The following is an 11,469-nucleotide window of genomic DNA, read 5'->3' as shown; positions in this document are numbered from 1 at the left end:
AAGCGGGGCGGGGCCGCGAAGGAGGGGCCCGACGTCAGAAGTCGCCGCCGCCGAAGTCGCCGCCGCCGGAATCGCCAGCGCCGCCGAAATCGCCGCCGCCGAAATCGCCCGCCTGCTCGCCGCCGAAGCCCTCCTGGTAGCCGGTCTCGTAGCCGTACCCCGGGTCGGCGAACGCCGGCGAGAAGAGCGCGTCGGCGATCAGCATGCCGCCGAGCACGCCGGCGCCCGCGCCGAGCGCCGTCTTCCACCACGGGGTGGAGTACCAGCCCGCCGGCACGGGGCGGCCCTGGTACCGACCGCCGGGGTAGTAGTAGGGCGTGCCCTGGCCGGGCTGCGGGCCCGCCCGGACGACCTGCCCCTGCACGTTGACCTCGCGTTCCCGGGTGAGCTGACCGGCGCCCTCGGCGGAGGCCAGCGGCGGCAGCTCGGGGCCGGGGTCGATGCCGAGCGCGATCCGGGCTGCCCGGGCGTACGCCAGCCCCTCCAGTGCGGTCTCCCGGGCCAGCCGGTACTGGTGGACCGTCCGGGCCTGCTCCAGCTGGCTGCCCGCCGCATTGTACCGCTCGCCGGCGTCGACCAGGGCCTGCCGCACGGCCGGGGAATCGCCGTGCAGGTTCATCACCTGGCCGCCGAGGCGCTCGTACCAGCGTTGGGCGTCGGCGCGCACGTCGGCCAGGCTGCGCGCCTCGCGGGCCGCGCTCTCCCGACGCCACCAGACGAGACCGCCGACGAGCAGCGCCACGAAGATGACCGCGAGCAGAATTTCCATGCTCTGAAAGTACCCGGGGAGCGCCCGTCGTACGCGTTTGGCAAGCTCTGGTCATGAGCTTCTCGACGCTGGCCGTGGTGGTGTTCTGCCTCGTCACGGGTGGCGCGCTGGGCTGGTTCGCGGCCAGGTCCCGGTCGGCGGCCGACCTCGCCCGGCTGGAGGCCACCCTGGCCGCGACGCGGGAGGGCGAGGGGCGGCTGGAGCAGTCGATGCGGGCGCTGGGCTACGAGGCGACCGCGCAGTCGCAGGAGGCGGTGGCCCGGGCGGTGGCGCCGCTGCACGAGACGCTGCGCCGCTACGAGTCCCGGGTCGCCGAACTGGAGCACGCCCGCGTCGACGCGTACGCCGAGCTGCGCGAGCAGGTCCGGGCGATGAGCGCCGTCTCCGGCGAGCTGCGCACGGAGACCAAGCAGCTCGTGGCGGCGCTGCGCGCGCCGCAGGTGCGGGGCCGCTGGGGCGAGCACCAGCTACGCCGGATCGTCGAGGCCGCCGGCCTGCTGGAGCACTGCGACTTCAGCGAGCAGGTCACCGCCGCGACCGACCACCAGGGGGTACGCCCCGACCTCGTGGTCCGGCTGCACGGGGGCCGCTCGGTGGTGGTGGACGCGAAGGCGCCCTTCGACGCGTACCTGACGGCGATGGAGGCCCGCGACGAGCGGGGCCGGGACACGCACCTCGACGCGCACGCGCGGCACCTGCGGGCGCACGTCGACGCGCTGGCCGCGAAGACCTACTGGGCGGCGTTCGACCAGACCCCGGAGTTCGTGGTGCTGTTCGTGCCGGCCGATCCGTTCCTCGACGTGGCGTTGCAGCGCGATCCGACGTTGCTGGAGCACGCCTTCGCCCGCAACGTGGTGCTGGCCACCCCGGCGACGCTGGTGGCGCTGCTGCGTACGGTGGCGTACTCGTGGCGGCAGGAAGCGCTGGCCCGCAACGCGGTGGCGGTGCACTCGCTGGCCCGCGAGCTGTACGGGCGGCTGTCCACGCTGGGCGATCACGTGGGCAAGCTCGGCGCGTCGCTGGGCGGGGCGGTGACCGCGTACAACCGGGCGGTCGGCTCGCTGGAGGCCCGGGTGCTGGTCAGCGCCCGTAAGCTCGCCGAGCTGGGCGTGTCGGACGAGAAGTTGGCCTCGCCGGCGCAGGTCGAGGTGGCCCCCCGGCAGCCGCAGGCCCCTGAGCTGCTCGGCGAGGCCGCACGACCGTCCTGGGTGGACCCGCCGACTCCGTCCCGATAGCAGTACATGCGTGACAATGCGCGCCTGCGCAGGTCACGAAGTGGTCACAACGTACCGATCGGTAGTGACACCACGTACGCCCACCCCAAAGGATTTCGCTCACGCGTGCCCTGTGATTTCAGGGCCCTGTTCTCTGGAGGAAAAGAGAACGTGAGCAAACCCCGAAACCTGAGCCGGCGCACCTCTGCCGGGCTCTTCGCGTCGGTCATGGCGGCCGGTGCCATGACCGGCGCCGGCAGCACCGCGACCGCGAGCGCCGCCCCCGCGACCGAGTCGGAGGCTCCGCAGGCCACCGCCGTGGAGACCCTGGGCGCACACGACGCCAAGCTGCTGAGCGAGGCCGAGGCGAAGCACGCCAAGACCGTGACCCTGATCGTCGCCACCGACAAGGGCGAGGCGAAGGACGTCGCGGACGCGATGCGGCGGCTCGGCGGCACGGTGAGCCGGCGCTTCGACTCCATCGGCTACGTCCTGGCGAAGGTCCCCACCGCGAAGGTGCTCAAGGCCGCCACGCTCCCCGGCGTCGCCGCGGTCGACCTCGACGAGACCATCCAGCTCCCCGACCCGGCCCCGGAGGCCGCGCCCGCCGGCGCAAAGGCCGCCGCGCAGGGCGAGACGCTGGCCGGTCCGGGCGGCGACACCGGCGCGGTGAACCCGTACATGCCGACCAACGAGATCGGCGCGGAGGCGTTCAAGGCCGCCCACCCGGCGTGGGACGGACGCGGCGTCACCATCGGCATCATGGACTCCGGCGTGGACCTCGACCAGCCGGCGCTCCAGACCACCACCACCGGCGAGCGCAAGATCGTGGACTGGGTCACCGCCACGGACCCGCTGGAGGACGCCACCTGGCGCGCGATGATCACCGAGGTCACCGGCCCGAGCTTCACCGCGGGCGGCGCGACCTGGACGGCCCCGGCGGGCAGCTACCGGTTCAACACCTTCCGCGAGTCGATCACGGCCGGCAGCGACCCGGCCGGTGACGTCAACCGCGACGGCGACACCACCGACACCTTCGGCATCCTCTACAACACCACGACGCACGACATCCGGGTCGACGCCAACTCCAACCGGGACTTCACCGACGACGAGGTGATGCGCCCGTACAAGGAGAAGTTCCAGGTCGGACACTTCGGCACGGACAACCCGGCCACCGCGGTCCGCGAGCAGATCCCGTTCGTCGTCGAGTACCGCGAGGACGTCGACACCGCACCGATCGGCGGCCCCGGCCTGGTCGACTACGTCAACATCGGCATCATCGAGTCGACCCACGGCACGCACGTCGCCGGCATCACCGCCGCCAACGACATGCTGGGCAACAGCGCGTTCGACGGCGCGGCCCCCGGCGCGAAGCTCGTGTCGGCCCGGGCCTGCTCCTGGGGCGGCGGCTGCACCGCCGCGGCGCTCACCACCGGCATGGCCGACCTGGTGATCAACCGCAGGGTCGACGTGGTCAACATGTCGATCGGCGGCCTGCCGGCGCTCAACGACGGCTCGAACGCCCGCGCGCAGCTCTACAACGAGCTGATCAACACCTACGGCGTGCAGCTGTTCATCTCGGCCGGCAACTCCGGCCCCGGGTTGAACACCATCGGCGACCCGTCGGTGGCCGAGAACGTGGTCAGCGTCGCGGCGAGCATCAGCAAGGACACCTGGCTGGCGAACTACGGCTCGGTCGTCCGCAAGGACAACGCCCTGTTCAACTTCTCCTCGCGCGGCCCGCGTGAGGACGGCGGCTCCAAGCCGAACATCGCCGCCCCCGGCTCGGCGATCTCCACCGCGCCGACCTGGCAGGCCGGCAGCCCGGTCCCCGAGGCCGGCTACCCGCTGCCGCCGGGCTACCAGATGCTCAACGGCACCTCGATGGCCTCCCCGCAGGCCGCCGGCGCCGCCGCGCTGCTGCTGTCGGCCGCCAAGGCGACCGACAAGGGGGTCACCCCGGCCGCGCTCCGTCGGGCCATCTACACCTCGGCCAAGCCGATCGCGGGCGTCGCGACGTACGCGCAGGGCTACGGCATGTTCGACGTGCCGGGTGCCTGGGCGCTGCTGGACAAGGGCGTGCAGACCCGGTCGTACGTCTCCGACGCGCCCGTCTGCACCGAACTGTCGGCGAACCTGACCCGGTACGACAAGGCCACCGGCGCCTTCGTGCCGAACCCGCACCGGGGCACCGGCGTCTACAACCGCTGCGCGGTGACGCAGGGCGGTCAGCCGCTGAAGAAGTCCAAGACGTACGAGGTGAAGGTCACCCGGACCAGCGGCCCGAACAAGAGCCTGCTGCACAACGTGACGCTGCGCGGCAACGACGGCACCTTCAGCACAAAGCAGCAGGTCTGGCTGCCGCTGAACAAGACCGTGACCATCGCGGTGAAGGCCAAGCCGATGACCGCCGGGGCACACGGCGCGCTCCTGCTGATCGACGACCCGGCCACCTCGGTGGTCGACTTCGAGGTCTCCACCGTCGTGGTGGCCGCCACCGACGTGGTGAAGCCGGCGTACTCCTTCTCGGCCGAGGGCTCGGTTGAGCGGAACAGCTCCACCTCGTACTTCGTGACGGTCCCGCCGGGCGCGGGCGCGATCCAGGTCAACCTGGCCGGCATCGCCACCAGCTCGCAGACCCGGTTCATCGCGATCAACCCGTACGGCGTTCCGGTGGAGAGCACCGCGAGCACCGCCTGCTACACCAACTTCTCCAACGCCGCCGCCTGCAAGCCGCAGGAGCGGGACTACCCGCGCCCGATCGCCGGGGTCTGGGAGTTCGAGGTGGAGTCGCGGCGCACCTCGCCCGCGCTGGACAACCCGTTCCAGCTCCAGGTGCGGGTGCAGGGCGTCACGGTCGAGCCGGCCGTGGTCGAGCTGCCGTCGGTCACCGCCGGCACCCCGACCGAGGTCACCTGGGGCCTGACCAACACCTTCGGCCCGGTCGCGGTGACCGGTCAGGGCAGTCCGCTGGCGAGCGTGCGCGCCGAGCGGCCGACGATCGGCGAGGGCGCGCAGCAGGAGTACCTGGTCGAGGTTCCGGCCGGCGCGGCCAGCTTCACGGCCCGCATCGGCAACACCGCGGACCTCGGCGCCGACCTGGACCTGTTCGTCTTCCGGGGTGCCACCGAGGTCGGCCGCGCAGCCGACGGCGACTCGGAGGAGGCGGTGACCCTGACCAACCCGCCCGCCGGCACCTACCGCGTCCTGGTCGACGGGTACGCCGTCAACGGGCCGGGCACCAGCACCGCCTACGACTACCGGGACTCGTTCTCGGCGGCGTCGCTGGGCACGCTGACCGCTGCGGCCACCCCGCTCGCCCTGGCCAACGGTGCCACCGCCGCCCTCACCGGCACGGTGACCGCCCAGTCCGCCCCGGCCGCCGGTCGCGAGCTCTACGGCGATCTGGCCGTGACCACCACAGAGGGCGCGGTCGTCGGCCGCGGTTCGGTGGCGATCGGCGCGGTCAACTGACCCTCGCCGCCTGACCACTCCGCCTCACCACAGGAGCCCGTCCCCGCCTCGGCGGGGGCGGGCTCCTGCCGTCACCGGTCGGGACCGCCGGCACACGCGACCGACGCGCGGATGGGCGTGGCACGCGGATGGGGCCCGGCACGCTTGGATGGGCGGCCGGGCCGGCGGCGGGACGATCCGCGCCTCAGGCGCGGCGGGCGGACTCCACGACGAACGGGATGCCCTGCTGGCACGTGGTGAGCATGTCGGGCTGCGCCCGGCCGGTGACCGTGACCTTCGCGCCGGCGGCCAGCACGTCGGTGGGACCGCCGATGAGCTGGTAGCCGTCCAGCAGGCGGCAGCCCGGCTCCACGCCGGCCTCGACGGTGCCGGTGAGGGTGGTGGCGCCGACGCCCGGCGGGATGCTCGGGCGGCCCGCCGATGGGCGGCTCGGGGGCACCGAGGACGACGGGGCCGGCACCGTCGGGTCGACCGGATCGGTGCTGGACGCGTCGGTCACCGCGGATCCTCCCGAAGGGCTGGGGCCGGGGGTGGCGTCACCGGCGCCCTGGCCACCGCAGGCGCTCAGGGCCGCGCAGGTGACCAGCGCGGCGACGATGATCCGAGTGGTCTTCATACCCGATCAGACGTCGCCCACCGGTGATCCGTTCCCCACCGGTCGGGCGCGGGCCGGTCGATCATGGGCGGGACGCGGCGGCGGCCTTCATGTCGCGCTTGAGTTCCTGCGGCAGCGAGAAGGTCAGCCGCTCGTTGGCGGTGACCACCTCGTCCACGTCGGTGAAGCCGCGCGCGGCGAGGTGCGCCAACACATCCTGGACCAGCTCGTCGGGAACGCTCGCCCCGGAGGTCAGGCCCACCGTGCCCGCCCCCTCCAGCCAGGCGTCGTCGATCTCGTGGGCGAAGTCGACGAGATGACCGGCACGGGCACCGGCGTCCAGGGCGACCTCGACCAGCCGAACGGAGTTCGAGGAGTTGCGCGAGCCGACGACGAGGACCACGTCGCACTCCGGGGCGATCTCCTTGACCACGTGCTGGCGGTTGGAGGTGGCGTAGCAGATGTCGTCGCTGGGCGGCGACTGGAGCAGCGGTAGCCGGGACTTGAGCCGGGCCACGGTCTCCAGCGTCTCGTCGACCGACAGCGTGGTCTGGGAGAGCCAGACCACCTTGCTCGGGTCCCGCACGGTGACCCTGTCGGCGTCGTCGGGGCCGTCGACGAGCTGGATGTGCGCGGGGGCCTCGCCGGCGGTGCCGATGACCTCCTCGTGCCCCTCGTGGCCGATCAGCAGGATGTCGTAGTCCTCGGCGGCGAACCGCTTGGCCTCCTGGTGCACCTTGGTCACCAGCGGGCAGGTGGCGTCGATCGCCTTCAGCGAGCGGGCCCTCGCCTGCTCGTACACCTCGGGGGCGACGCCGTGGGCCGAGAAGATCACGGTCGCGCCCTCGGGCACCTCCTCGTTCTCCTCCACGAAGACCGCGCCCTTGGCCTCCAGGGTCCGCACCACGTGCTTGTTGTGCACGATCTGCTTGCGCACGTAGATCGGGGCGCCGTAGAGCTTGAGCGCCTCCTCGACGGTCTGCACCGCCCGGTCGACGCCCGCGCAGTAGCCGCGGGGCTTGGCCAGGAGCACGCGCTTGCCGGTCCGGGGAGTCGTCTCAGCCTGAGTCACCCGCCCATCGTACGTGCCGCCCCCGAACCACCCTCCGTTGATCAAGGGGTACGCGCCGGCGGGCGACGCGGCTTTCCCGATCGTCGGAGGGCGTCCGTAGGGTGAGGGCGTGAGTGCGGATGAGAGCGGCCGGAGCAGCTCCGACGAGCCGTGGCCGGTGCGGGTCGTCAGCCAGAAGGTGGGGGCCTGGATCGCCCGGCTCGGCTGGGTGTGGGTCGACGGGCAGGTGGCGCAGATCAGCCGGCGGCCCGGGGCCAGCACGGTGTTCCTCACCCTGCGCGACCCGTCGGCCGATTTGAGCCTCACCGTCACCACCAACCGGGACGTCCTCGACGCCGGTGCCCCCGAGCTACGCGAGGGCGCCCGGGTGGTGCTGCACGCCAAGCCCGAGTTCTACGCGGCCCGGGGCACGCTGAGCCTGCGCGCCGACGAGATCCGCCAGGTGGGGCTGGGCGAGCTGCTGGCCCGGCTGGAGAAGCTCAAGAAGCTGCTGGCCGCCGAGGGGCTGTTCGACCGGGCCCGCAAGCGACGGCTGCCGTTCCTGCCGGGCCGGGTCGGGCTGATCACCGGCCGCGCCTCCGCCGCCGAGCGGGACGTGCTGACCAACGCCCGCCGGCGCTGGCCGGCCGTGGAGTTCCGCACGGTCAACGTGGCCGTGCAGGGGTCGGGCGCGGTGCCGCAGATCGTCGACGCGCTGAAGGTGCTCGACGCCGACCCGACCGTCGACGTGATCGTCATCGCCCGGGGCGGCGGCGGCATAGAGGACCTGCTGCCCTTCTCCGACGAGGCGCTGTGCCGGGCGGTCTTCGCCTGCCGTACGCCGGTGGTCAGCGCCATCGGCCACGAGACGGACGCGCCGCTGGTCGACTATGTCGCGGACCTGCGGGCCTCCACCCCGACGGACGCCGCGAAGCGGGTCGTTCCCGACCTGACCGAGGAGCTGCGCCTGATCCAGCAGGCCCGGCACCGGGTGGAGCGGGCGGTCCGCCACCTGGTCGACCGGGAGGCGAACCGCCTCGACGGGCTGCGGTCCCGACCGGTGCTGGCCCGGCCGCAGGTGATGGTGGAGCAGCGGGTCGCCGACGTGACCGCGCTGCGCCAGCGGGCGGGGCGCACCCTGCAACACCGGCTCGGCGCGGCGGAGGACGAGCTGCGGCACACCCTGGCCCGGCTGCGCGCCCTGTCCCCCGCCGCGACCCTGGAGCGGGGCTACGCGATCGTCCAGCGCGCCGACGGCCACGTGGTGCGGGCGGCCGGCGAGGTGGGCGGGGGCGACCCGCTGCGGGTACGCCTCGCCGAGGGCGAGCTGGCCGTCACGGTCGACGGCTGAGCCGCGCGCGGCTCAGGGGCGGGATGTGCTGGGATGGGACAGATGACTGACGCGAAGAACGCCGGGCCGGACGAACGGCTCAGCTACGAGCAGGCCCGCGCCGAGTTGGCCACGGTGGTGGAACGGCTGGAGACCGGCGGCACCTCGCTGGAGGAGTCGCTGGCGCTGTGGGAACGCGGCGAGAAGCTGGCCGAGGTCTGCCAGCGCTGGCTCGACGGCGCGCGGGCCCGCATCGACGCGGCCCGGCGGCAGCCGGACTCCTGAGGCAGGGGGCGCGGCTGCGGGGCGGTCACCGCCGCCCCGGCAGGCCGGCACCACCGTCAGTTGAACAGGTTGTACAGCTCGTTCGGGGCCTCGACGACATGGTCGGCCGGCGGGCGCTGGGCGGCCGTCGCGGCACCGTAGTCGGCGTACGTGATCCGGATGTCCTGGGCCTTGTTCTGCCCGGACGCCGGGATCTGGATCACCAGCTCGCTGAGCCGGGCCTGCGGGTCCAGCTTGGCGGTGAACGGCACCGACCGGGCCTGCTGCCCGAGCGCCTTGATCAGCTCGGCGTTCAGCGAACCGGCCTCGGCGGCCTTCGTCACGTCGATCGTGCCCGCGTACGCGCCCTCGCCGGTCCGCCGGACCTCGGTGACGCCCTGGGTCAGCACCTCGCTGCCGGCTGGGTCGACCTCCTCGAAGTCGAAGCCCAGGTTGCGGTTGCCCTTGATCCTGCTCTGGTCGAGGTGCTGGTACTTGCCGAGGTTGAGGCTCTGCACGCCGGGCAGCGTGGCCGCCTGGCCGCCGAGGTCGAGCTTGACCCAACTGTCCGGCTTGAGATGCACCAGGTCCAGCTTCATCTGCACGTCCGAGGAGGCGTCGCCGATGGTCAGCTTCATCTCGGCGCTCTGGCTGGGCTCGTGCACCTGCCCCTCGGCGGTGGTGCCGACGCCGGTCATGGTGAACCGGAAGTTGCCGTTGCGGATCTCGTTCGTGGAGTTCAGCAGGGCCTGCTTGGCGTCGCCCGTGCCGGGCGAGGCGCTGCCCGCCGCCGCGCTGCCGGAGACCGTCGGGGACGCCGAGACCCCCGCCTCCCCCGTCCCGGTGCCGTTGCAGGCGGCCAGAGCAGGAGTGAGCAGCGTCACGGCGAAGAGCGCCGCGCTGAAGCGTCGAATGGTCACGTGAACCTCTCCAAGTGGGTCGTCCGGCCCGCGCGGGCGCCGGAGGGGACGCCTACCTCTGTTCCCTGCCGCCGCGTTCCGCAATCCCTGTCCGGATCATCCGACCCGCGCCCGTCGCGCGGGCGCCCCGGCGGGAGGGCTGCGGATGCCACCCTCCCGCCGGCACCGGATCAGTCCTTGAACATCTCGTAGACCTGGTCGGAAGCCTCGACGACCTGGTCCGCCGACGGCTGCTCCACGGCGGTGGCGGCACCGTAGTCGGCGTACGTGACCTTGAGGTCCTGCGCCTTACTGGAACCGGCGGCCGGCACCTTGACGACGAACTCCGTGAGCCGGCCCTGCCCGTCGAGCTTCGCGGTGAACGGCACGGCCTTGGCCTTGCCGGCGAGGTCCTTGACGATCTCGACGTCGAGCACGTCCGAGCCGGTGGCCTTGGTCGCGTCGAGAGTGCCCTCGTACGTGCCCTCGCCGGTCTTCCTGACGTCGGTGATCGCCTTGGTCAGCGCCTCGCTGCCGGCCGGGTCGACGTCGGAAAAGTCGAACTGAAGGTCCTTGACGTCCTTGATCTTCGAGCGGTCGAGGTGCTGGTACTTGCCCTTGAGCGCCTTGACGCCGGGGATCGTGTCGGCCATCGGGCCGGTGAACTCCATCTTCACCCAGCTGTCGGTGTCGATGAAGACGAGGTGCATGTTGATCGACAACTCCTCGGCGTCGGAGTCGCCACCGGTCATCTTCATCTCGGCGCTCTTCGACGGCATGTGCACCGTGCCGCTGCCGTTGAACTCACCGCCGGTCATGGCGAAGGTGAAGTTGCCCTTGCTGAGCTCCGTGGTGGAGGCGAGCAGCGCCGCCTTGGGGTCGGCGGGCGCCGCCGGGGCGGCGGAGGCCCCACCGGCGGCCGGCTCGTCGGCCGCCGAGTTGTTGCAGGCGGTCAGGCCGGGGACGAAAAGGGCGGCGGCGAGGACGCCGACGCTCCACCGTCGAATGTTCACGTCGTTCTCTTTCTGAAAGGCTCCCCGGCCGTATCGCGCGACCGGGGTTGAGCCGGGGCAGCCTAACGGACGGGTCGGACGCTCGCGGCCCTCCGCCGGTCGGGCGGCACCCGCACCGGACCCTCGAACAACCGCACGTTGACTGCCTTCAGCGACTTCCCGCAAACTTCAGCGACTTCCCGCGGAGTCGGTCACGGAGGCTGGTCGACGTGACTCTTCGTCACGCTCCTCCGACCCCACACCTAGCGGACCGCGTCTGCGAGCCGGCGCAACTCGTTCTCCCGGGCGTCCCCGACGACGATCACCGTGCGGCCCGGCTCGAGCAGCACCAGGGCCTGCTCGTTGCCCCGGGCGGTGTACCGCTGCCAGTTGCGTCCGCCCACCTCGGTGGGGCCCTGGGGCTGCCCCTCGGCGGTCAGCTCGGCGGGCAGCAGCCGCTCCGGCGGCACGTTGCTCTGCACCAACTGGGCCCCCCGCCCCTCCGGGGTGAGGTAGCCGATCCGCAGGTTGGACCCGCCCTCGACGGTGCGGTAGCTGGCGCTTACCGTCTTCCAGTCGGCGCCGAGCCCGGTCGGCTGGCTCACCGGGAACACGTTGGCCGCCCGGGCCTGCTCCAGGGCGGGGGCCGGGTCGACCGTGCTCGGCTGGTCACCGCCGAGGAAGCCCCGGTAGAAGGCGAGCAGCAGAGCGATCGGGACGAGCAGCACCAGCAGGGAGATCGCCATGTCCTTCGGCGACCGCTCCGACCGAGCCTTCTCCCGGCCCGACGGAGCCGCCTGCGGGGCCGGCGGGAGCGTCTCCCGAGCCGACGGGGTCGGCGTCGACGGGGTCGACCGGGTCGGGGGTGCCGGGGTCGGCTC

At 72.7% G+C, this 11,469-nt stretch carries 10 protein-coding genes; 4 read left to right on the top strand and 6 right to left on the bottom strand.

Translation table 11 applies throughout. The features are described 5' to 3' along the window. Positions 1-34: 34 nt before the first annotated feature. Positions 35-769, bottom strand: coding sequence for a hypothetical protein (locus E1258_RS24495; protein WP_132405255.1), 735 nt, complete (start codon positions 767-769; stop codon positions 35-37). A 53-nt stretch (positions 770-822) separates the two neighbouring features. Between E1258_RS24495 and E1258_RS24490 the strand changes: the two genes are divergently transcribed. Next, a complete protein-coding gene (locus tag E1258_RS24490) occupies positions 823-2,004 on the top strand; it encodes a DNA recombination protein RmuC (protein WP_132405253.1) in 1,182 nt (393 codons plus the stop codon). Positions 2,005-2,154: 150 nt separating this feature from the next. Then, positions 2,155-5,457 carry a S8 family serine peptidase gene (locus E1258_RS24480; protein WP_132405251.1) on the top strand — a complete coding sequence of 1,101 codons (3,303 nt, stop codon included), beginning with the start codon at positions 2,155-2,157 and terminating at the stop codon, positions 5,455-5,457. 184 nt (positions 5,458-5,641) lie between these two features. On the opposite strand, the gene E1258_RS24475 is transcribed toward E1258_RS24480, so the two are convergent. Next, entirely contained in the window at positions 5,642-6,073 is a 432-nt protein-coding gene (locus E1258_RS24475; RefSeq protein WP_132405249.1) for a hypothetical protein, read from the bottom strand. A gap of 61 nt (positions 6,074-6,134) precedes the next feature. Beyond that, positions 6,135-7,124, bottom strand: coding sequence for a 4-hydroxy-3-methylbut-2-enyl diphosphate reductase (locus E1258_RS24470; RefSeq protein WP_132405247.1), 990 nt, complete (start codon positions 7,122-7,124; stop codon positions 6,135-6,137). A gap of 109 nt (positions 7,125-7,233) precedes the next feature. Between E1258_RS24470 and xseA the strand changes: the two genes are divergently transcribed. Together xseA and E1258_RS24460 are read left to right on the top strand one after the other, a co-directional pair. Further along, positions 7,234-8,454, top strand: coding sequence for an exodeoxyribonuclease VII large subunit (gene xseA / locus E1258_RS24465; protein WP_132405245.1), 1,221 nt, complete (start codon positions 7,234-7,236; stop codon positions 8,452-8,454). Between the two features lie 42 nt (positions 8,455-8,496). Continuing rightward, positions 8,497-8,718 carry an exodeoxyribonuclease VII small subunit gene (locus tag E1258_RS24460; protein ID WP_132405243.1) on the top strand — a complete coding sequence of 74 codons (222 nt, stop codon included), beginning with the start codon at positions 8,497-8,499 and terminating at the stop codon, positions 8,716-8,718. Positions 8,719-8,774: 56 nt separating this feature from the next. On the opposite strand, the gene E1258_RS24455 is transcribed toward E1258_RS24460, so the two are convergent. The 3 genes from E1258_RS24455 to E1258_RS24445 form a co-directional block, all read right to left on the bottom strand. Beyond that, entirely contained in the window at positions 8,775-9,617 is an 843-nt protein-coding gene (locus E1258_RS24455; RefSeq protein ID WP_132405241.1) for a hypothetical protein, read from the bottom strand. Between the two features lie 170 nt (positions 9,618-9,787). Continuing rightward, complete coding sequence (locus E1258_RS24450) at positions 9,788-10,609, bottom strand: hypothetical protein (RefSeq protein ID WP_132405239.1); 822 nt, start codon at positions 10,607-10,609, stop codon at positions 9,788-9,790. A gap of 242 nt (positions 10,610-10,851) precedes the next feature. After that, the coding region (locus E1258_RS24445; protein ID WP_243715661.1) for a DUF4245 domain-containing protein at positions 10,852-11,469 on the bottom strand (618 nt) is incomplete at its 5' end.

The organism is Micromonospora sp. KC207 (assembly GCF_004348615.1).
Classification (GTDB): Bacteria; Actinomycetota; Actinomycetes; order Mycobacteriales; family Micromonosporaceae; genus Micromonospora.
This window is presented reverse-complemented; position numbering and strand designations above follow the sequence as displayed.

Excerpts from the sequence above, each read along its gene's own strand:
- E1258_RS24495 (WP_132405255.1), bottom strand. The coding sequence starts at position 769 with ATGGAAATTCTGCTCGCGGTCATCTTCGTGGCGCTGCTCGTCGGCGGT.
- E1258_RS24460 (WP_132405243.1), top strand. The coding sequence starts at position 8,497 with ATGACTGACGCGAAGAACGCCGGGCCGGACGAACGGCTCAGCTACGAG.
- E1258_RS24475 (WP_132405249.1), bottom strand. The coding sequence starts at position 6,073 with ATGAAGACCACTCGGATCATCGTCGCCGCGCTGGTCACCTGCGCGGCC.
- E1258_RS24490 (WP_132405253.1), top strand. The coding sequence starts at position 823 with ATGAGCTTCTCGACGCTGGCCGTGGTGGTGTTCTGCCTCGTCACGGGT.